Source organism: Pseudomonas sp. TE6283 (genome assembly GCF_054060555.1).
Window position 1 is genome coordinate 298434 of sequence record NZ_JBSSDH010000001.1, and the last position, 18721, is coordinate 317154.

The 18721-nt window shown below is 62.4% G+C and carries 20 protein-coding genes and 3 pseudogenes; 8 read left to right on the plus strand and 15 right to left on the minus strand.

Annotation, left to right across the window (positions count from 1 at the left end):
• Window positions 1–130: 130 nt before the first annotated feature.
• The 7 genes from ACVWZ5_RS01545 to ACVWZ5_RS01575 are packed head-to-tail and all read right to left on the minus strand — an operon-like array spanning window position 131 to window position 6407.
• On the minus strand, window positions 131–1495 hold the full coding sequence (locus ACVWZ5_RS01545; protein WP_084942780.1) for a sensor histidine kinase: 1365 nt from the start codon (window positions 1493–1495) through the stop codon (window positions 131–133).
• Window positions 1492–2154 carry a response regulator gene (locus ACVWZ5_RS01550; protein WP_028689322.1) on the minus strand — a complete coding sequence of 221 codons (663 nt, stop codon included), beginning with the start codon at window positions 2152–2154 and terminating at the stop codon, window positions 1492–1494. Before ACVWZ5_RS01550 ends, ACVWZ5_RS01545 begins: the two co-directional genes overlap by 4 nt.
• 2 nt (window positions 2155–2156) lie before the next feature.
• Window positions 2157–2798 carry a tetratricopeptide repeat protein gene (locus tag ACVWZ5_RS01555; RefSeq protein ID WP_062573736.1) on the minus strand — a complete coding sequence of 214 codons (642 nt, stop codon included), beginning with the start codon at window positions 2796–2798 and terminating at the stop codon, window positions 2157–2159.
• A complete protein-coding gene (locus ACVWZ5_RS01560; protein ID WP_457340356.1) occupies window positions 2795–3601 on the minus strand; it encodes an SDR family oxidoreductase in 807 nt (268 codons plus the stop codon). Before ACVWZ5_RS01560 ends, ACVWZ5_RS01555 begins: the two co-directional genes overlap by 4 nt.
• Window positions 3588–4268, minus strand: a complete 681-nt coding sequence (locus ACVWZ5_RS01565; protein WP_062364386.1) for a TenA family transcriptional regulator — start codon at window positions 4266–4268, stop codon at window positions 3588–3590. Before ACVWZ5_RS01565 ends, ACVWZ5_RS01560 begins: the two co-directional genes overlap by 14 nt.
• 8 nt (window positions 4269–4276) lie before the next feature.
• A complete protein-coding gene (locus ACVWZ5_RS01570) occupies window positions 4277–5740 on the minus strand; it encodes an AMP-binding protein (RefSeq protein WP_084942782.1) in 1464 nt (487 codons plus the stop codon).
• Window positions 5730–6407, minus strand: coding sequence for a thermostable hemolysin (locus ACVWZ5_RS01575; protein WP_062573733.1), 678 nt, complete (start codon window positions 6405–6407; stop codon window positions 5730–5732). The genes ACVWZ5_RS01570 and ACVWZ5_RS01575 overlap by 11 nt, the downstream gene beginning before the upstream one ends.
• A gap of 265 nt (window positions 6408–6672) precedes the next feature.
• Between ACVWZ5_RS01575 and ACVWZ5_RS01580 the strand changes: the two are divergent.
• Window positions 6673–6822, plus strand: a pseudogene (locus tag ACVWZ5_RS01580) (DUF2878 family protein); the annotation flags it as partial.
• Here ACVWZ5_RS01580 and ACVWZ5_RS01585 read toward each other — a convergent pair.
• From ACVWZ5_RS01585 to ACVWZ5_RS01600, 4 genes are read right to left on the minus strand one after another with little or no spacing between them, the layout of a single operon-like run.
• Window positions 6760–6942, minus strand: coding sequence for a DUF2256 domain-containing protein (locus ACVWZ5_RS01585; protein ID WP_084942785.1), 183 nt, complete (start codon window positions 6940–6942; stop codon window positions 6760–6762). The pseudogene ACVWZ5_RS01580 and the gene ACVWZ5_RS01585 overlap by 63 nt on opposite strands.
• Window positions 6939–8465, minus strand: coding sequence for a cryptochrome/photolyase family protein (locus ACVWZ5_RS01590; RefSeq protein ID WP_084942787.1), 1527 nt, complete (start codon window positions 8463–8465; stop codon window positions 6939–6941). Before ACVWZ5_RS01590 ends, ACVWZ5_RS01585 begins: the two co-directional genes overlap by 4 nt.
• 8 nt (window positions 8466–8473) lie before the next feature.
• Window positions 8474–8779: a DUF6482 family protein gene (locus ACVWZ5_RS01595; RefSeq protein WP_062573731.1), complete on the minus strand. Its 306-nt coding sequence runs from the start codon at window positions 8777–8779 to the stop codon at window positions 8474–8476.
• The gene (locus tag ACVWZ5_RS01600; protein ID WP_084942790.1) at window positions 8776–9312 is read right to left on the minus strand and encodes a DUF3833 domain-containing protein; all 537 of its coding nucleotides are present in this window, start codon (window positions 9310–9312) and stop codon (window positions 8776–8778) included. Before ACVWZ5_RS01600 ends, ACVWZ5_RS01595 begins: the two co-directional genes overlap by 4 nt.
• Window positions 9313–10006: 694 nt before the next feature.
• On the opposite strand from ACVWZ5_RS01600, the gene ACVWZ5_RS01605 reads away from it, so the two are divergent.
• Together ACVWZ5_RS01605 and ACVWZ5_RS01610 are read left to right on the plus strand one after the other, a co-directional pair.
• A complete protein-coding gene (locus ACVWZ5_RS01605) occupies window positions 10007–10498 on the plus strand; it encodes a DUF1543 domain-containing protein (RefSeq protein ID WP_062573729.1) in 492 nt (163 codons plus the stop codon).
• Between the two features lie 5 nt (window positions 10499–10503).
• Window positions 10504–10590 (plus strand): annotated as a pseudogene (locus ACVWZ5_RS01610) (c-type cytochrome); the annotation flags it as partial.
• A 280-nt stretch (window positions 10591–10870) separates the two neighbouring features.
• Here the strand turns inward: ACVWZ5_RS01610 and ACVWZ5_RS01615 are convergent.
• The 3 genes from ACVWZ5_RS01615 to ACVWZ5_RS01625 form a co-directional block, all read right to left on the minus strand.
• Complete coding sequence (locus tag ACVWZ5_RS01615) at window positions 10871–11380, minus strand: flavin reductase family protein (RefSeq protein WP_062573727.1); 510 nt, start codon at window positions 11378–11380, stop codon at window positions 10871–10873.
• Between the two features lie 80 nt (window positions 11381–11460).
• Window positions 11461–12495 carry a methionine synthase gene (locus tag ACVWZ5_RS01620; RefSeq protein ID WP_457340357.1) on the minus strand — a complete coding sequence of 345 codons (1035 nt, stop codon included), beginning with the start codon at window positions 12493–12495 and terminating at the stop codon, window positions 11461–11463.
• A gap of 27 nt (window positions 12496–12522) precedes the next feature.
• Window positions 12523–13506, minus strand: a complete 984-nt coding sequence (locus ACVWZ5_RS01625) for a DUF1852 domain-containing protein (protein WP_084942795.1) — start codon at window positions 13504–13506, stop codon at window positions 12523–12525.
• 358 nt (window positions 13507–13864) lie between these two features.
• Between ACVWZ5_RS01625 and chrA the strand changes: the two genes are divergently transcribed.
• A complete protein-coding gene (gene chrA / locus ACVWZ5_RS01630) occupies window positions 13865–15235 on the plus strand; it encodes a chromate efflux transporter (RefSeq protein WP_084942798.1) in 1371 nt (456 codons plus the stop codon).
• Window positions 15236–15244: 9 nt separating this feature from the next.
• On the opposite strand, the pseudogene ACVWZ5_RS01635 reads toward chrA, so the two are convergent.
• A pseudogene (locus ACVWZ5_RS01635) lies at window positions 15245–15693 on the minus strand (KUP/HAK/KT family potassium transporter); the annotation flags it as partial.
• A 93-nt stretch (window positions 15694–15786) separates the two neighbouring features.
• Here ACVWZ5_RS01635 and ACVWZ5_RS01640 point away from each other — a divergent pair.
• From ACVWZ5_RS01640 to ACVWZ5_RS01655, 4 genes are all read left to right on the plus strand, one after another.
• The gene (locus ACVWZ5_RS01640; protein ID WP_062573722.1) at window positions 15787–16320 is read left to right on the plus strand and encodes a DUF3455 domain-containing protein; all 534 of its coding nucleotides are present in this window, start codon (window positions 15787–15789) and stop codon (window positions 16318–16320) included.
• Window positions 16321–16420: 100 nt separating this feature from the next.
• Window positions 16421–16951, plus strand: a complete 531-nt coding sequence (locus tag ACVWZ5_RS01645; protein WP_062573721.1) for a sigma-70 family RNA polymerase sigma factor — start codon at window positions 16421–16423, stop codon at window positions 16949–16951.
• The gene (locus ACVWZ5_RS01650; RefSeq protein ID WP_062573720.1) at window positions 16948–17643 is read left to right on the plus strand and encodes an anti-sigma factor; all 696 of its coding nucleotides are present in this window, start codon (window positions 16948–16950) and stop codon (window positions 17641–17643) included. Before ACVWZ5_RS01645 ends, ACVWZ5_RS01650 begins: the two co-directional genes overlap by 4 nt.
• A 141-nt stretch (window positions 17644–17784) precedes the next feature.
• The gene (locus ACVWZ5_RS01655) at window positions 17785–18714 is read left to right on the plus strand and encodes a malate dehydrogenase (protein WP_062573719.1); all 930 of its coding nucleotides are present in this window, start codon (window positions 17785–17787) and stop codon (window positions 18712–18714) included.
• Window positions 18715–18721 lie beyond the last annotated feature (7 nt).

Below are 18721 nucleotides of genomic sequence, written 5' to 3' on the forward strand. Positions count from 1 at the left end.
TCCTGGCCTCGCCGCACCGGCGGCGAGGCTCAGTGCCAGTTCAAGCCCGGGCGGCGCAGTCTGAAGCTATCAACGTTGCGTTGCGCCGCAGGTCATCGGCAGGACTTGCCCAGCGCATGTGCCGATGGACTCAATCCCTTGGCAGCAGCAAGGTGGCGGCCAGTCCCCCGCCCGCTCGATTCTCCAACCGGACCTGCCCGCCCAGGCGATCGATGATGGTCGCAACGATCGACAGACCAAGGCCGGCGCCATTCGGGCTGTTGCGGCTATAGAAACGCTCGAATACACGAGAAAGGCTTGCTTCATCGATACCTGGCCCCTCGTCCTCGACCACCAGCTCCAAGGCGCCATCCAGACGCCTGAGTGATACGGTTATGCGGCCTGCCGGGGGTGAATGTTCAACCGCGTTGGACACAAGGTTCTGTAGCGCAATGCCCAACGCGCCAGCATCGATCGCCAGGTGATGGTCGCCTTCACCGATCTCCAGCGAGGGCTCCAGGCCGCGATCAAGTATCCACGGGGTCAGCTCAGCCAGGGTCTCGGTAACCACCTCAGCCAGGTCGACGCAGGTACTGGCACGCTGCCCCAGTTTCGGCTCGACGCGGGCGAGTGTCAGCAACTGGTTGACCACCCGGGTCAGCCGGTCGACCCCGCCCATCAGGAACCCCAGCGCTTTTTGCCGCTCCATGTCGTTGCTGGCGGCCAGCGCGTTCTGTGCATGCAGGCGCAGGACGGCCAGCGGCGTGCGCATTTCGTGAGCGGCATCGGCAATGAACCGATGCTCACGCCGCAACAGGTCCTCGATCTGCGCCAACAGGCGATTGATGGCGGCCTGCATCGGCTCAAGCTCCGAGGGAAGCGGCACCAGTTGCAACGGCTCAAGGGAGTCGGCGTGGCGCGCGCGGATGACATTGGCCATGTTCTGCAACGGCCGCAGCCCCCAGCCGATCGCCGCCCAGACCAACAGCGCCAATGCCAGGCTGCCCAGGAGGAACGGGAACAGGGTATGGCGGACAATTCGGTCGATCAGGTCGTAGCGTACGTCATCACGCTCGCCGACCCAGATCACCCAGCGTTTTTCCGGCACCGGCAAGACGAAACCGCGCCATTGTTCGCCGCCGCTGGTGAAGTCGTAGAAGCCTGGCGCCGTCGGTGGCGAATCGAACGATGGCGCGCTGGGTGTATGCACCAGAAGGGCTCCGCCGACCTGCCAGACCTGAAAAGCCAGCTTGCTTTCGTAAGGGTGCCCCACCTGATGTCGCCCTGCCCTGCCCAACGCTTCGTTGAAGGCCCAGTACAGCGCCTCACGCGAGCCGTCCTGCACCGGCAGGCTCATGACACCCTGCAGCAGGCGGGCGTTCTGGGCGAGATGGGCGTCATACACCTCGTTAATTTCGCGGCGGCTGTCGTGGTAGTTGTAGAGCGCCAGCAGACCGGTGCCGAGCAGCAGCAACAACATCACCCGCCACAATGTGCGCTGGCGCAGCGAGCTCATGCCTTGGCCTCGACCAGGTAGCCGATGCCGCGTACCGTTCGGATCAACCCGTTGAACAGCTTCTTGCGCAGGTGGTAGATGTTCACCTCCAGCGTATTGCTCTCGGGCTCTTCGTCCCAGCCATACAGCAGCTGGGTCAGGCGCTCGCGGGTGAATACCTTGCCGGGTTGCGCCAACAGTTCATGTAACAGCACATACTCCTTCGGGGTCAGCACCACTTCGACACCGTTGTAGTGCACTTGCTGGGTGGCAGGGTCGAGGCTGACCCCGGCATGCTCGACCACTACCTTCGCTCGCCCCGCACTGCGCCGCAGCAAGGCGCGCAAGCGTGCCTTCAGTTCGTTGAGGTCGAAAGGTTTCACCAGGTAATCGTCGGCACCGGCATCAAGCCCGGTAATGCGATCGTCCAGCGCATCCCGCGCGGTGAGGATCAGCACCGGCAGGCTGTCGCCGCCGGCGCGCACCCGCCGCAGCAGTTCCAGGCCATCCATGCGCGGCAGGCCAAGGTCCAGGATCACCAGGTCGAAGGCTTCATGCTGCAGCGCATGCAAGGCACTGACGCCGTCACGCAACCAGTCGAGCGTATAGCCTTCCTGGCGCAAGCCGTCGCAGATGCCCTCTCCCAGTGCGATGTCGTCCTCAACCAGCAGCAGCCGCATGTTCAGTCCTGTTTGTCCTTGATCGCTTTCATTAAGACATCGATATCGGCACGCCGGCCCTGGTCTGCCAACTCACGCCCTGGTCGGGGCGGGGCCTGCAAGGCTTTCTGCAGAGCAGCAGTAGCCTCAGGGTAGCGCTTTTGCCGATACAGATGATCGGCCCAGAAATAGTTGCTGTCGATACCATCGGGGTTGATTTGCAGCGCCTTGCGCAGCAGGGCGTCAGCCTTGTCGGTGTCGCCGAAACCGATTGGCCAGCCGGGCACCTGGTCGTACAAAGTGCCCAGGCTGGTATAGGCCGAACCCTGCAGGGCATTGGGGTCCAGTTTCATGGCCTGCTCAAGACTTGCCTTCGCCGCCTTGACCTTGCCCAGTGCGCCGAGGCCACCGGTGGCGCCCGCCCAGCTGCTGTCGATGATGCCTTGCCAGATCAACGGCTCAGGTGATCCGGGGTACCGATGAACGAATGCCGCCGCGTCAGCGGAGAGCTTTTCAAAGGCGTCGGCACGTTTGTCCTTGGGTACCTGATACTGGATCTGCGCCCAGTGCTGCTGCAGATCGCTCAGGTGCTGTGTGCCTGCCTGGTCCAATGCCCAGGTCAAGGGTGCGAATGCCAACAAGCTGGCGACGAACAGACGCTTCATTTGATCGACTCCTTGGAGTGGCTAGCGATATAGCGCCGAATGACAGGCAGTTGCTTGCGCAGTGCGCGGTCGACCACGCCCGGCAACATGCTGTTGATGCGCACGAAAAGCTTTTCCGGCCACCCCAGGTAAAGCTCACTGCGCTCGGACTGCACCGCCTCGAGCACGGCGCGAGCAACATCCGCCGGGTCGTCCATGCCGACTTTAAGCGCTTGATTGAGTGCAGTCGCAGCACTGCTGTTCATGCCGGTACGGGTCGCCCGGGGGGCGGCATACAAGACGTTGACCGTGGTGTCGGCCAGCTCGCGCCGCAGTGCCTCGGAGAAGCCGCGCAGGGCGAACTTGCTGGCGCAGTAGGTGGCGTAGCCGGGATAGCCGATCGAGCCATAGGTGGAGCCGACATTGACCACCAGTGCCTTGGGCTGAGCACGCAGCAGCGGCAGGCAGGCGCGCGTCAGCTGCAGCGGTGCCTTGAGGTTGATGTCCAGCAGCTCGTCGAGCGCGTGCTCGTCCAATTGGTCGAGCAGGGCGAAGCGATTCACGCCGGCCGCGTTGATCAGCACGTTGACAGTGCCCATCTCGCGGGCTCGGCTCACGACCTGTTCGCGCCCCGCCTGGCTGCGCAAATCGGCCTCCTGCCAACGCAGGCGATCCGGGTAGCGATTCATCAAGCCTGCCAGCTTGCCCATGTGCCGACTGACAGCCAGTACCTGGGCACCGGCAGCGCACAACTGTTCGGCCAGCTCCAGGCCGATGCCGCCACTGGCACCGGTGAGGATCACCACGGACTCAGGCAAGCGCATGATGCACCTCTCGCTGCCCCGCGCGCGGCAAGCCTTGGAACATTTCGGTGTACAAGTGGTAGACGACCTTCGCCGCATGGATGACGGCCTGCTGGTCTGCGGCATCATCGAGGCGGTCCATCAGTTGCTTGTAGGTCACCATGTGGTCCTGGTCCAGCGCCCCATGGGAGCTCAGGTAGCTGAACGCCTTGTCAGGCAGGTTCAGTGTGGTTTTGATCGTGCCCGCCGCTTGGGTGGCCAGGGCGATGCTGGTGCCTTCGAGCACGTTGACCATGCCGAAGAGCCCGACCGGGTTGCCGCGGGCGATCAGGTCGTAGAGGTAGGCGACCATCAGCTCGATCGACCGCGCCGGCCGACCATCGCGCACCGCCTCCCAATCACCACCACAGGCGTTGATATCGTTGAGGATCCACTGCTCATGGCCGTATTCCTCGTCGATGTACTCGCACACCGCGCCGCGCAGCCACTCCAGGCGCGACGGCAAGCGCGCGCCACAGGCCATCATCAGCGGAACCGTGTGGCGGACATGGTGGTAGGCCTGGGTCAGGAAGGCAATGTAACTGTCCAGGCTGACCTGGCCGGCCAGGGCGTCACGGATCACCGGCACGGCGAACAACGCCTGACGCTCTTGGGTTGTTTGTAGTTGCAGGGTGTCGAAAAAGGACATGGGGAGCCTCACCACGAGATGTCGGATAACAGGGTTTGGTAGTGCTGCAGGATCGCCTCGCGTCGCGGGCGGCCGTTGGCAGTCAGGGTTTCGTCACGGGTGCTGAAGGGGGCCGGCAAGCGCCGCCAGGTATGTACCCGGGCGTAATCGGGCAGCTGCGCGTTGCACTGCTGCACGGCCTGCTCGATGGCCTCGTTGCTGGCGGCAGGGTCAAGAGGCCAAAGCAGAGCCAGGTTGTGCGGCAAGGCTTCGCCATGCACGAATGCCTGGGCGATGACGCCGCTCTGGGTGAGTTCGGCTTCTACCCACTCCGGGTTGACGTTGCGCCCGAAGCTGGTGATGAACTGGTGTTTCTTGCGTCCATCGAGGAACAGATAGCCTTCTTCGTCGAGGTGGCCCAGGTCGCCCGTTGCCCACCAGGGCTGGGTCACCGGGGCGTCCTCCAGGTAGCCAAGCAATGTCGAGCCGGCCACCAGCACCTCGCCGTCCTCGGCAATACGCACTTGCACATGGGGCAATGGCTGGCCGACGCTGCCGTGGCGTACGGCACCAGGGCGATTCAATGCGACCACGGAGGCACACTCCGACAGGCCGTAGCCTTCGAACACCGGCAACCCGACCGCCTCGGCCCGGGCTAGCAGGCTTGGCGATATCCGGGCACCGCCCACCGCCACGAAACGCAGTGGGCCAACGCGCATCAACCCGCGCTCAATGGCCGTGACCAGCCCCATCAGCAACTGCGGCACGAGGATCAGGCTCTGCGCACCACTGAGGGCAATGGCGCCCAGCAGTCGCTTGAAATCCACCTGACTTGCCCCGCCCATGCCCAACTGATGCTGCGGATAGAGCTGTACGCAGGCACCCGCCATCAGTGCGGCATATACGCCGAGGTTCTCCAGCAATACGCCCAAAGGCAGCACGGCCAGGTACTGTTGCGGTTCAGTGGGCCGGCTTGCCGCCTCCAATTCCCGTGCTACCCGCAGCATGGCGTCAGCGCTCAGGCAGACACCTTTAGGGTGCCCGGTGCTGCCAGAGGTGTAGGTAATCTTGGCGGTACCATCAGGCAATCGGGCGCAGGCCAACCGCTCGCGCACCCAGAACTCACCTTCCTGAACAAACCCCTCACTGACCAGTCGCGGCTCCCACTGCGTCGTGCAAAGCACGGTTGAAGCACCACTCTGGGCAATGCAGTGATCAAACTGCGTCGCGCTGAAGAACGACGGCACGATCACGCAGGGGCGCGCTGCGAACAAGGCGGCCAGGTCCCAGAACAGCAGATCAGGGCCGTTATCCAGGGCCAGCACCAACGCCCCGGCAGGTTGCCGGTGCAGCACATGGGCTCGCAGTCCTACTTCACCGAGTAACTGCCGGTATGTGTAGCTGTGAGCATCACCTTTCACCGCCACGGCACCGGCGTGATCGCGGGCGAACGACATCAGTAGCTCTTGAAACCGCTCCAGTTCACGCGGCATGGCCAGTCTCCTCGGCGAGCACTGGAAAACCCAGCCTTTGGAACACGCCGGCTCGGGTCAGGGCGTCGAAGCCATAGCCGATGTTTCCGGCAAACACCTGCGGATGTTGGTCATAGTAGGTCCCCCACTGATCCATCTGCCCCTGTAGGCGATCGGGATCGGCGGCGGCCAACACGCAGGGCGTAAGCCCAAGCCGTTGAAAACTGTTTATCAGTGTCGCCGCCCCAGTGAACGTGACCCACTCAAGGCCGCGGTTGGCCAACAACCACGTGACAGCGATGATCATGATGCGAGCACTGCCAGCGCTGAGGGAGGCCAGGTTTCCTACCTCGACTATGCAGGTGCGATCCAATGAAATACCCGCAACTTGAGAAACGGCGGTTTCCAAAGGCACGTCCAGGTACCGTTCGAGAAATACTGGACCCTGGCTGGCCGGGCGCATGCCGGCCGCGGCGATCAGGCGGCCGTGGCTGTCATGCAATGCCAGGAGTTCTGGCAAGTAATGCTGCACATTCGCTTGATGCACGGCGGCGAAGCACGCGTGGATGAATTGCTCAAGATTCGCACGTGAAGCATCTCCCTCCAAACAAAGCGAAAGCTGCGCGCGGTGGTCGGCATGGCTACCGATGGGTAGCGGGAGCAGACTGCTCCATTGAGATTCGGTCATGAAACTCCCCCCGATTGGGTTCGACGGGGGGATTATCGGGGTCGAATCTGAATAGAATCTGAAGTGACGTTTTCGACTTCAGGTGAATTCGGCCTGACGGCTAAATGCCGCAAACACCCACCTTCGTGGATGATTCGAAATACTGCTCGATTTGCTCGAAGCATCCTTGGATGACCTGGACCAAATGCGGATCAAAATGCTGCCCTGACTGCTCCAGGATGAAGGCTTGGGCGCGTTGCGCGCTCCAACTGGGTTTGTAGGGACGGGTGCACTGGGTGGCCCGTTGGCCTACGTAGGCGGCGCAAGGTTTGCGGATGTCGCCCTGCCGCTTGGCGCGCTGCAAACCGGCCTGCTACTGATGCCGATATGGGCCTTGGCCATGCCACTGCTCGCGCGCCTCGCGGCGCGGCGCTGACCTGCGGCATCGCTCTGAACAGTAGCGCACTTGGTCCCAACAGCGAGCCCAGCGCTTGCGCCAGTTGAACGGCCGATCACATACCACGCAGACCTTGCTGGGCAAAAGACTCTTTTTCATAACGGCTGCTGCGCATCGAGCTGCGCCAACAGTGCTTGGCCACGCTGCCACACGGCCTCGCGCCGACTAGCAGTCATGCCATCGAGGCTGCGATAGACCAGAGCCAAACGCGGGTTCGTCGACAGCAGGGGGCGATGGCGGATGAGAAAATGCCAGTACAGGGCATTGAACGGACAGCCATCGTCCTCGATCACATGATTCACCTTGTAACTGCACGCCTGGCAATGATCGGACATGCGCTGGATGTAACGACCACTGGCGCAGTATGGCTTGGACCCCAGGTAGCCGCCGTCGGCGTGCATCACCATGCCAAGCGTGTTGGGCAGCTCGACCCAGTCGAAGGCATCCATATACACCGCCAGGTACCACTCGCAAATCGCGGTAGGCACGATACCCGCCAGCAAGGCGAAGTTGCCGGTCACCATCAACCGCTGGATATGGTGCGCGTAGCCCAACCGCAGGGTCTGCCCGATGGCTTGCTCCATGCAGCGCATGCGGGTGCGCCCGGTCCAATAGAATTCAGGTAGCGCTCGGTCGTTGCCCAGGTGATTGAGCCCGGCATACTCAGGCATGCGCAGCCAATAGATACCGCGCACATACTCGCGCCAGCCGATCAACTGGCGAATGAAGCCTTCAGCTGCATTAAGCGGCACCCGCCCCTCGCGCCAGGCCCTGTCGACCTCTTCACACACACATCGGACATCCAGAAGCCCGATGTTGAGCGCCGCACTGATGCGCGCATGGAACAGGTACGGCTCGCCCTCGGCCATCGCGTCCTGGTAGTCGCCGAAAGCCGCCAGGCCAAAATCCAGAAAGTGCTGCCACAGCTGCTTTGCCTCGGCATGGGTCACGGGGTAGTCAAAGCCGTCGATGTCCCCGTAGTGGTCGCTGAAGCGCCGTCGTACCAAGGCGACCACCGCTGCTGTGATCCCGTCCTGCGCGAAATGCGCAGCGAACGGCCCACGCAACTGGCGAGGCAGGGGCTTGCGGTTGTCACCATCAAAATTCCAGGCCCCACCTGCCGGGCTGCCGTCGGGCTGCATAAGCAGGCCGCTTCGCTTGCGCATGCCACGGTAGAAGTGCTCCATACGCAGCTGACGACGCTCATGGGCCCAGCGCGCAAAGGCTTCGCGGGAGCACAGAAAACGCGTGTCGCGATGCCACACGAGGGGCAATCCGGCATCACGCAGAGCCTGCTCCAGGCGCCATTCCCCGCACTCGGTCAGGTGAATTTGCGTGGCGCCCAGGGCTTCTTGCCAGCGATGCAACTCGCCAACGATGCTGCCGCTGTTGCCGTCAGCATCGAGCTCGACATAATGCACCTGCCAACCCCGCTCACGCAGGGTCTGGGCAAAGTGCCGCATGGCACTGAAGATGAGCACGATCTTGAGCGGATGATGCGGCACATAGCGAGCCTCACCCTCCACTTCCGCCATCAGAACAGCATCTCGGGCGGGGTCAAGGGCAGCCAGGCTCGCCAGGTCGAACGACAGCTGGTCACCCAGCACAAGGCCCAGGCGCATCGTTCAGGCTACCACTGGCTGGTGAGCGTGACCGGTACGCGAAGCGGCGCAATGGGGCCGTCACGTTGCCCGCACATCTCATCATGCACCACCTGCTGTACCAGCATGCAAGGCACGGGTGGCAGGTCGGCCAACAGCTGTCGCAGCTCGGTAGTGGAACGCACGCGAACGGGCTGCCCATGGGCATCGCTCAATGTCACGGGGCCGGCGTCGGTCAAGGCGCGCAGAAGGTAGAAGCCACCCTCCAGCGACAGCAGTTCAAGCTCCTTTGCTTCGCCAGTCGAGACCAACTGGGCAAGCGCGATCAGGTTCATTGTGTGCCCTCTGGCTGGCGGCGGAAAAACAGGGTGATCTGGCCGATTTCGACGCCCAGCTTGCTCATGCTTGAACGGTTGATCAGGGTGTCGTCATCCATGAGATACATCCAGTCGTCCAGGTCTACCTGCCAGTGCCGCCCGTCAACTGGCAGGTCCAGCCGGTAACGCCATCGCAACGCGTTACCCGCCACTTCACCGCGCGCCTCGCCGATCACATCTCCTGCCGTTCCGCGCCAGCGACCAGGGCCGTCTGGCACCAGTGTCCAGGTACGCTGCTGGCGAGTGCCATCGCTATAGAGAAAATGTTCGTCGAGGATCAGCCGCTCACCTTCGCGGCGGCTGTCGATACGCACATGGAAGCGCTTGACCACTTCCCCGGAACGCTTCTGGAACATCCCCCAGGCCTGCACCGGTCGCGAGAAGAATGCAGCCAGGTCGAGTTTCGGTTGCTCCTGGGCATAGTGCTCGACAACGACATTGCGGCAGCTGCCCAGAAGCACGCAGGAAACCAGCAACAGTACTTTGTACATGTTCATGTTCCTCAGTCGTTGCTAGCCAGCCCAAGCAGGCGCAGTTGCAGGCCCCTGGAGCGTGGGTCCAGCCAGATGGAGAAGAAACTCACCACTCCCGAGCCGTTGCGCACCAGGCAGCTCGGCCCTCCAGCTCGCGCCCGCCGAGAAGATAACCAGTAACAGACAAAGGCAAGTCCAACGAGTACGGTGCGCCATAATGACCTCGATCGCACGCAAATACTGTACAATAATAGCATCTTGTACAGTTATTCGCTGCAACCGTATAGATTTTGATGGACAGCGCCAGACCTCGATCAGGTCACTAGCAATATCGCCAAGTCCGCACTATCGACAGGCACGAATGCCAAGGTCAGCAACGCATAGGCCTTACGCAAACCTGCTGCAAACACACAAAGCGTGATTATGAGCACGTCAAAGGCGCCCCAAGGTGCCCAGGCGAAACGCCGAACGGCGAGCTGGTCGCACACGCAACGGTTCGGCCGCTGTTTGTTAAAACTGCTGCATAGCTGGGATTGACAACGCCGGCTGGCCAGGCCGCTGCTACGCGAAAGCCTGCTCGTTGCCATGAGCATCGGTGGCCTGGCGACGTCTGCACAGGGTGTTCAGGCAACCGTTACGCTGATTGCGTGCTTGGCGAACAGCGTTGTAGTGTTCACACCACAGCGCTTTTTGCTGCCCTGAAGGATTGATCATGCTCTACATCGTCATGCTCGGCGGTCGTCACCCTCGAGCCCACATCGAAGTCCACGATGTGGTCTTCGCCCAGGCCGATACGCTGGAACAGCTCTATCCGCAATTGCGCGAAGCCTGGTTCGGCAGCGCCGAAGGCCTGCACATCGACTCCTGGCTGGAAGTTGCCGGTGTCGATGGCTATCGCGTCGAACTGAGCCAGGTGGCTCCGGGCCCCGACACCATGCGCCTGTTCTTCCTGAACCTGGGCGGCTATGAGCGGCAGGTATTCGGTGAAGCGCATCGCTACCTGCTGGTGGCGGCCACCGACAAGGCCGAGGCCAAGCGCCTGGGCAAGCAACGCATGGCGGCAGATTGGCTCAAGCCGCATACCGACGCTGTGCTCGACGTCGACGATTGCCTGCCGGTCGATCTGGTGGCGGGACGCTATGTGCATCTGGTCAAGGGCGAGCATGGAGGTATCCGCCAGTTCAGTGACTACATCCTGCTCTGAAGACCGGCTTCACCGCCATGCCGGCGCGAGGCCTGTGCATGGACTGCACCGCCGAGGACTACCAGGCAGTGATCGACTACATGTCCAAGTGATGCGCCCAGCAAGCTGCGCAACAGCCAGGTGGAAGGCTGCCTGCTCAACACGTGATCAGTCTGCACGGGCCCTCCTCGTCCGATGAACCTGTCCAATCCAGGGGTGACGAAGAAGGCGCGGCAAAATTCACCCCGCCGCCCCCTGATACGCGCCAATCAACTGTCTGCCCAGGGCACTGACCAGCGCATCGTCGGTGCCATCCGTGAAGTGGGTGGCGTGGGCATGCCGGTAAATCCCAGAGCGCGGCTGGACCTCGGCCGTGCTGGCCATTGCCAAGGCTCAGGCCGGGCTGAGTGCGGCGAGGTTGCAATACTGCCCCTTGAAGTACAGCAATGGCTGGGCAGCCGCAGCTTCCTGCAAGTTCAGCGCTTTCACCTCGCCAATCACGATCAGATGGTCACCGGCGGCGTGTTCGGCGTGAATCTCGCAATCGAGCCAATGCAGGCTGCCTGCGATGATTGGGTTGCCCAGCGGCGAGGCCTGCCAGTCGACGCCCTGCCACTTGTCCGTGCCGCGCCGTGCGAACTGGTTGGAAATCCCGACCTGCTCACCCGACAGGATATTGACCGCGAAGCGGCCGGCCTTGCGAATTCCGGGGTAGCTGGCCGAATTGGACATGACGCTGAATGACACCAGCGGCGGATTCATCGACACGCTGTAGAACGACTGGCAGGTAAAGCCGAGCGGCTCGCCATCACAGTGCGAGGTGATCACCGTGATGCCGGAGGCGTAGTGCCCGAGCGCTTCGCGAAAGCGCAGTGGCTCGATGGCAGTACTGAAGAGCGACATAGTAGATCCTGGATATGGGGTGCGACCCGTCAGCAATGGGAAAGGGCCGAAGCTGCGCGCCCCGCCCTTCCACCTCGCGCTCAGCCTTGCTTCGCGAGCTCTCGTCGCACGATCTCTGCACCTGCGCTCAACGCGTTCAACTTGCCGCGTGCGACGGCACGCGGCAACGGCGCCATGCCGCAGTTGGTGCACGGGTAGAGCTTGTCGGCATCCACGAACTGAAGCGCTTTACGCAGGGTATCGGCCACTTCCTCCGGGGTTTCGATGGCGTGGTTGGCCACGTCGATGGCTCCAACCATCACCTTCTTGCCGCGGATCAGTTCGATCAGGTCCATCGGAACGTGGGAGTTGTGGCACTCCAGCGAGACGATGTCGATCCTGGATTTCTGCAGTTTGGGGAACGCCTCCTCATACTGGCGCCACTCCGAGCCCAGGGTCTTCTTCCAGTCGGTGTTGGCCTTGATGCCATAGCCATAGCAGATGTGCACGGCCGTTTCGCACTTGAGGCCTTCGATCGCCCGCTCCAGGGTGGCAACGCCCCAGTCGTTCACCTCGTCGAAGAACACGTTGAAGGCCGGTTCGTCGAACTGGATGATGTCAACGCCGGCAGCCTCAAGCTCGCGGGCTTCCTCGTTGAGGATCTTGGCGAATTCCCAGGCCAGCTTTTCGCGGCTTTTATAGTGCGCGTCATACAGCGTATCGATCATCGTCATGGGGCCTGGCAGCGCCCATTTGATCGGCTGCGAGGTTTGCTGGCGCAAGAACTTGGCGTCCTCCACGAACACCGGCTTCTGACGAGCCACGGCGCCCACCACCGTCGGAACGCTCGCATCGTAGCGGTCACGAATGCGGACGGTTTCACGCTTCTCGAAGTCGACGCCGTCGAGGTGCTCGATGAACGTGGTGACGAAATGCTGACGGGTCTGCTCACCGTCACTGACGATATCGATACCGGCGACTTGTTGCTCGTGCAACGACAGACGCAGCGCGTCCTGCTTGCCCTCGATCAGCGCCTCGTCTTGCAGCTTCCAGGGCGACCAGAGGGTTTCCGGCTGTGCCAGCCAGGACGGTTTGGGCAGGCTGCCGGCAGTCGAAGTGGGGAGTAGTTTTTTCATGACCCAAGGCCTTGTGTATTCGATCGATCAAACAGCGTAATGAGCGGACCATTGCTGCAGCACAGCGTGGTACGGCTTGATGAATTGTTCTTCGGCAAACTTGCCTTGCTCTATGGCCAGACGGCTGCGCTCTTCGCGGTCGTAGACAATTCGAGTCAACGAGTAGTCCTGGTGCTTCAGGCTGGGCTGATAGGACTTGCCTGCCGCCGAGTTCGCGTTGTAGATCTCGGGGCGGTAGATCTTCTGGAAGGTGTCCATCGTGCTGATGGTGCTGATGAGTTCCAGGTTGGTGTAATCACCCAGCAAGTCGCCGGCAAAATAGAACGCCAACGGCGCGACGCTGTTCGGCGGCATGAAGTAGCGCACCTTCAGGCCCATCTTGGCGAAGTACTCATCGGTCAATGAATACTCATCCTGCTGGTATTCATAACCCAGGACCGGGTGCTGATTTTCAGTACGATGGTAGGTCTTGCTGCTCGAAACGCTCAGGCAGATGACCGGCAGTTTGTTGAAATGCTCCCTGAAAGTGCTCGAGTTCACGAAGCACTTGAACAGTTTCCCGTGCAGTTCGCCAAATGCCTCCGGCGTGCTGAAGGCGGACTGCCCCTTGTTGTGGTCCAGCAACAGCACGCTGAAGTCATAGTCCCGCACGTACGAGGAGAAATTGTTCCCGACAATGCCTTCGATGCGCTCGTTGGTCTTGTGATCGACAATGCTGGTTTTCAGGATTTCAATCAACGGCAAGGCATCGCCCGCCTGCGCACCCGCGATCTTCATCTCGACGGAAACGATATCGAGCTCTACCGAATAACGGTCACCCGTGGGATTGTCCCAATGCGCCAGGGCATTGAAGCGATTGTCGATCATCGCCAGTGTGTTGCGCAGGTTTTGCTGACGGCTCTCGCCTCTGGCCAGGTTGGCAAAGTTGGTGGTGATGCGCGTGTTGTCCGCAGGTCGATAGTCTTCGTCGAAACGAATACTACTAATCGCGAAGGTAAATTCTTTATTCATTGTGACCCGGTACCCTCATTCCCGAAGTAGATCCTGAAAAGTCTTCCGGCTTGCCCGGCTTCGAAGGAAAAATTCAATGGGGGGATTGTCGGCAGATGAACACCTTGAGGAAAGCTCATTTATTTTGAGCTGATCTTTAATTTTTCTCATAATCGATCTAGGACACCTGCCCACGACCCACGCCCTGCGTGATACCGATGGCCCGCACGACGACGCTGCCCGCGCTGGAACGCGGCCTCTGAAAACGCGTATGCTCGCGGGCTTGAGAGAAAATGTCGGCGATGACGATCAACTGAAACGGTAGCCGAGGGCATTTTCGATGGCCTGCTGACGGCGTTCGCAAGTGAGGAAGCTCAAAATGGTTGATACTCCCTCCGCTGTGAGCACACAGCCACCTTCGCAAGACACCCGGCAGTCGGTCAGTTTGTATGAAGCCTTCCTGTTCTGGCTCAAGTTGGGATTCATCAGTTTCGGCGGGCCCGCCGGGCAGATCTCGATCATGCATCAGGAGCTGGTCGAGCGCCGACGCTGGATCAGCGAGAAGCGGTTCTTGCATGCGCTGAATTACTGCATGTTGTTGCCCGGCCCTGAGGCTCAGCAGCTGGCCACCTACATCGGCTGGCTCATGCACCGCTCCTGGGGCGGGGTGATTGCCGGTGTATTGTTCGTATTGCCTTCACTGTTCATCCTGATCGGTCTGTCCTGGGTCTATATCGCCTTCGGTCAGGTCCCGGTAGTGGCAGGGATCTTCTATGGCATCAAGCCAGCGGTCACGGCAATCGTCATCCACGCAGCCCACCGGATCGGTTCGCACGCGTTGAAGAATGGCTGGTTATGGGCCATGGCCGGCGCCTCGTTCGTTGCCATCTTCGCCCTCAACGTGCCGTTCCCGCTGATCGTGCTGGTGGCCGCGATCATCGGTTATGTGGGAGGCCGCCTTGCCCCAGCCCAGTTCGTGATCGGTGGCGGTCACGGAACCGCAAAGCATAACCATGGCCCGGCACTGATCGATGACGACACTCCGGCTCCCACGCACGCCCGATTCCGTTGGGGCCACCTGTTGCGCCTGCTGCTGGTCGGTGCCGCACTCTGGGTCCTGCCCATGGGGCTGCTGACGCTGTCGTTTGGCTGGGGCGCAACCCTGCCACAGATGGGCTGGTTCTTCACCAAGGCCGCACTGCTGACCTTTGGTGGTGCCTACGCGGTGCTGCCCTATGTCTACCAGGGCGCTGTCGGACACTACGGCTGGCTGACGCCGACCCAGATGATCGATGGCCTCGCCTTGGGGGAAACCACGCCGGGACCACTGATCATGGTGGTCGCCTTTGTCGGTTTCGTTGGGGGCTACGTGCATCCCATGTTCGGTACCGAGCACCCGTTTCTTGCCGGTGCGGTCGCGGCGAGCCTGGTCACCTGGTTCACGTTCCTGCCATCGTTTCTCTTCATCCTCGCCGGTGGCCCGTTGGTGGAGTCGACGCACAACGAGATGAAGTTCACCGCACCGCTGACCGGCATCACCGCGGCGGTCGTGGGAGTGATCCTGAACCTGGCCCTGTTCTTTGGCTACCACGTGCTATGGCCAAAGGGTTTCAGTGGGGCATTCGACTGGCCTTCAGCGGTGATCGCGTTTGCTGCGGCAGTCGCCTTGTTCCGCTTCAAGCGGGGGGTGATTCAGGTGCTGTTTGCCTGCGCCGTGGCCGGGCTGGCTGTTCATCTGCTGCGGGCTTGATTCATGCTATCGCTCGGGAGGAAGCGCTCGCCCCCTCGCAGTCATCAGCACGAACAGCGCCAGGCCGGCGATCACCGGGACGGCGCCGCCCTGCAGGATCTTCGGCGCGTTGGCGGCGAAGTACAGGCCGTCCACCAGCAGGAAGCCCAGCAGCAAGGGGATGGCCAGCCAGCGCGGGGCCTTCCATAGCAACAGATCTGCCCTGCTCTTCGCTGGAGGTGTGCTGGATGAACATGCGCGGCACATAGCCCAGCTGGATGGCCTGGCGGGTCAAAAGCGTCGGAGATCACCGCCTGCGAGGCGATGATGGTGGCCAGGGTGGCCAGCGCGACCATCGGCAGCAGCACCCACTCCGGGGCCCGCAGGTAGAACGGGTTGCGCACCACTGCCGGGTTGTCGAGGATCAACGCGCCCTGGCCGAAGTAGTTCAGCACCAGGCCTGGCAGCACCAGGATGAACTCGTCTGGGTGCATCCAGATCGCGTCCTGGTGGGTACTCACCTCAGGGCAACACCTGAATGCCCTGCCATGTCCCCACCAGGAGATCGCTCGATGAACATCGCACACGTTTCGTTCCTGCCCGCCTGCGGCCTCGCCCTGGCCATGCTGCTGCCGACCGCCCACGCCCAGACCGGGGTCCCCGATGCCGTCAAGGTGCCGGACGGCCACAAGGTAGCGCTGGAAACCGTCGGTGTCGGCGAGATCACCTACGAATGCCGCGACAAGCCCGACGCCCCCGGCCAAACCGAATGGACCTTCGTCGGTCCGAAGGCCGTGCTCAAGGACCGGACCGGCAAGGCCGTGGGCGACTACTTCGGCCCGCCCGCCACCTGGCAGGCCAAGGACGGCTCGAAGATCACCGGCACGCAACTGGCCATTGCCCCGGCGGCCAAGGGTGACCTGCCGTACCAGCTGGTCAAGGCCAATCCCGCCGAGGGCAAGGGCGCCATGAGCGGCGTCAGCTTCGTCCAGCGCCTGGCCACCCGTGGCGGTGTCGCCCCGCAGACCGCCTGCACGGCGCAAAACAAGGGCGAGAAGCAGATCGTCAAGTACCAGGCCGACTACATCTTCTGGGCCGCCAACTGAGGGCCTGCGCGCAAGGCGCGCCAGCACCCTTGAGCTACGCTCATCGACAGTCCCCGGCCGACCGGCCGGGGCTCCCGATAGCATGAGGATCGGCCCGACCTTGAACCTGCCCACGACGCCATTCGACTACGAGCGCTGTCTCCAGGCCTGTGCCAGGGGCGATCGCGGCGCCCTGCAGGCGCTTTACGACCAGGAGGCTGCCCGGCTGCTCGGCGTGGCCCGGCGCATCGCCCGTGACCACGCCACCGCCGAAGACATCGTCCATGACGCCTTCATCCGCATCTGGACCCGCGCGGACAGCTTCGATCCGGCACGTGGCTCGGCACGTGGCTGGGTGTACAGCCTGACCCGGCACCTGGCCTTGAACTTCGTGCGCGATACCCGCCGTGAGGTCGTGCTCGACGATGCCGATATCGCGCCCTATCACGAAGACATGATCATGCAAGCCGATTCGCCGAGGATTGACCGCTGCCTCGACCAGCTCGACACCGCGCCGCGCCGCTGCATCCTGCATGCCTACGTCGACGGCTGCAGCCATGCCGAGATCGCCCGTTTGCTCGATACCCCGCTGGGCACGGTCAAGTCGTGGATAAAACGCAGCCTCAAGGCGCTGCGGGAGTGCATGGGATGAACAACGAGCCAGGTAGCAAAAGCGCCGATGATCTCGAGCAACTGGCCGGCGAGTATGTGCTGGGCACGTTGTCGGCCGAGCAGCAGGATAGCGTGCTCAGGCGCCTGGATAGCGACCGTGCACTGCGTGACGCCGTGGACGCCTGGGAGCAGCGGCTGCTGGGGTTGAACGCGCTGGCCGCGCCCCTGCCGCCCAGTCCCAGACTGTGGCAACGGATCAACCGTAGCCTGGGCGACTGCCCTGCCCAGCCCACATGGTGGCGACGCCTGGGGCTGTGGCAAGGGCTGGCCGCTGCCAGCCTTGCAGCCAGCTTGTTGCTGGGTGTTGCACTGCTGACGGTTCAGTCGCCTGCCACCACCTACATGGTCGTGCTGGTGGCACCCGCCACCCAGGCACCTGGCTGGGTAGTCCAGGCCCGTGGCCCTGACAAGGTCCAGCTGATTCCCTTGGGCAAGTCCGAGGTCCCGGGAGACAAGGTCCTGCAGTTCTGGACCAAGGGTGAACAATGGCCGGCACCGGTTTCCCTTGGGCTGGTCGAACCTGGGGAGCAGGTAACCGTGCCGCTGGAGCGCCTGCCTGCGGTTGAGCCCAACCAGTTGTTCGAGCTGACCCTGGAGAATGTGGGTGGCTCTGCCAGCGGCCTTCCGACCGGGCCTGTGCAGTTCATCGGGCGGGCGGTCAAAGTGCTCTGAGGGGCAGGCCTTTCAGGGTGATGGGAATTGGCGTCCAGCTGGCTGGCAGTGACTAACGTGTAGCCTTTTACCAAGGGCGGTCAATACTTCCCTGTACAGGCGAGCGTGTCACTGATGACGCAAGCCGCGAGGAGGTGCGAGATGAACAAACTATCAATCGTGGGTGCCGGTATCGTCGGTGAGGCAGCGGCCCAGGTCATCGCCCGGGAAGCCCTCTGTCGTGAACTGGCGCTGATCGACGTCCAGGGCGGGCTGGCGCAGGGCAAGGCGCTGGATGTCTGGCAGGCGGCGGTGGAGTCCGGCTCTGATACCAAGGTGCACGGCGGGTCGGATGCCCGGTTGCTGCAGGGCTCCGACCTGGTGGTGATCACCGCCGGCGTGCCGCGCAAACCTGGCCAGTCGCGCCAGGATGTCCTGGCCACCAACCTGCCGATACTCGATGGCATCATGCGCGATGTGAAACAGCATGCGCCGAGCGCGACGGTGCTGGTGGTGTCGAACCCGGTCGACGTGCTTACCTATCGGGCCTGGAACCTCAGTGGCCTGGGCCGCGACAAGGTGTTCGGCCAGGCGGGGGTGCTGGATACCGCGCGCATGAAGTGTTTCATTGCCGAGCAGACCGGGTTTTCGGCACGGGATATCACGGCGCTGGTCCTGGGCGGGCACGGCGACAGCATGGTGCCGTTGATGCGCTATTGCACGGTCGGTGCGGTACCGCTGGCGCACTTGCTGTCCAGTGAGCAGATCGAGCAGATCGTTGAGCGTACCCGTAAAGGTGGCGGCGAGATCCTTGCCCTGAAGAAGGTCGGCAGCGCCTGCGATGCGCCGGGCGTGGCGATTGCGCAGATGGTGGATGCGATTGCCAACGGGCGCAGCCGCATCCTGCCGGCGGTCGCGATTCTCGAGGGCGAGTACGGACGCACGGATATTGCCATGGGGGTTCCCTGCGTGCTCTCGGACGCAGGTATCACGCAGGTGATCGAGCTGCCGCTGGATGCGCAGGAGCAGGCGATGTTCGACCGTTCTGCGGATCAGGTGGCGCGGGATATTGCGCAGATGAAAGCGCTGTAGGTAGCCA

Bases quoted from the DNA above. Each gene is read 5' to 3' on its own strand.
- ACVWZ5_RS01555 (WP_062573736.1), bottom strand. From the start codon at position 2,798: ATGAAGCGTCTGTTCGTCGCCAGCTTGTTGGCATTCGCACCCTTGACC.
- ACVWZ5_RS01640 (WP_062573722.1), top strand. From the start codon at position 15,787: ATGAACATCGCACACGTTTCGTTCCTGCCCGCCTGCGGCCTCGCCCTG.
- ACVWZ5_RS01615 (WP_062573727.1), bottom strand. From the start codon at position 11,380: ATGTCGCTCTTCAGTACTGCCATCGAGCCACTGCGCTTTCGCGAAGCG.
- ACVWZ5_RS01650 (WP_062573720.1), top strand. From the start codon at position 16,948: ATGAACAACGAGCCAGGTAGCAAAAGCGCCGATGATCTCGAGCAACTG.
- ACVWZ5_RS01620 (WP_457340357.1), bottom strand. From the start codon at position 12,495: ATGAAAAAACTACTCCCCACTTCGACTGCCGGCAGCCTGCCCAAACCG.
- ACVWZ5_RS01545 (WP_084942780.1), bottom strand. From the start codon at position 1,495: ATGAGCTCGCTGCGCCAGCGCACATTGTGGCGGGTGATGTTGTTGCTG.
- ACVWZ5_RS01595 (WP_062573731.1), bottom strand. From the start codon at position 8,779: ATGAACCTGATCGCGCTTGCCCAGTTGGTCTCGACTGGCGAAGCAAAG.
- ACVWZ5_RS01605 (WP_062573729.1), top strand. From the start codon at position 10,007: ATGCTCTACATCGTCATGCTCGGCGGTCGTCACCCTCGAGCCCACATC.
- ACVWZ5_RS01565 (WP_062364386.1), bottom strand. From the start codon at position 4,268: ATGTCCTTTTTCGACACCCTGCAACTACAAACAACCCAAGAGCGTCAG.
- ACVWZ5_RS01600 (WP_084942790.1), bottom strand. From the start codon at position 9,312: ATGTACAAAGTACTGTTGCTGGTTTCCTGCGTGCTTCTGGGCAGCTGC.
- ACVWZ5_RS01550 (WP_028689322.1), bottom strand. From the start codon at position 2,154: ATGCGGCTGCTGCTGGTTGAGGACGACATCGCACTGGGAGAGGGCATC.
- chrA (WP_084942798.1), top strand. From the start codon at position 13,865: ATGGTTGATACTCCCTCCGCTGTGAGCACACAGCCACCTTCGCAAGAC.
- ACVWZ5_RS01590 (WP_084942787.1), bottom strand. From the start codon at position 8,465: ATGCGCCTGGGCCTTGTGCTGGGTGACCAGCTGTCGTTCGACCTGGCG.
- ACVWZ5_RS01570 (WP_084942782.1), bottom strand. From the start codon at position 5,740: ATGCCGCGTGAACTGGAGCGGTTTCAAGAGCTACTGATGTCGTTCGCC.
- ACVWZ5_RS01575 (WP_062573733.1), bottom strand. From the start codon at position 6,407: ATGACCGAATCTCAATGGAGCAGTCTGCTCCCGCTACCCATCGGTAGC.
- ACVWZ5_RS01625 (WP_084942795.1), bottom strand. From the start codon at position 13,506: ATGAATAAAGAATTTACCTTCGCGATTAGTAGTATTCGTTTCGACGAA.
- ACVWZ5_RS01585 (WP_084942785.1), bottom strand. From the start codon at position 6,942: ATGAAAAAGAGTCTTTTGCCCAGCAAGGTCTGCGTGGTATGTGATCGG.
- ACVWZ5_RS01560 (WP_457340356.1), bottom strand. From the start codon at position 3,601: ATGCGCTTGCCTGAGTCCGTGGTGATCCTCACCGGTGCCAGTGGCGGC.
- ACVWZ5_RS01655 (WP_062573719.1), top strand. From the start codon at position 17,785: ATGAACAAACTATCAATCGTGGGTGCCGGTATCGTCGGTGAGGCAGCG.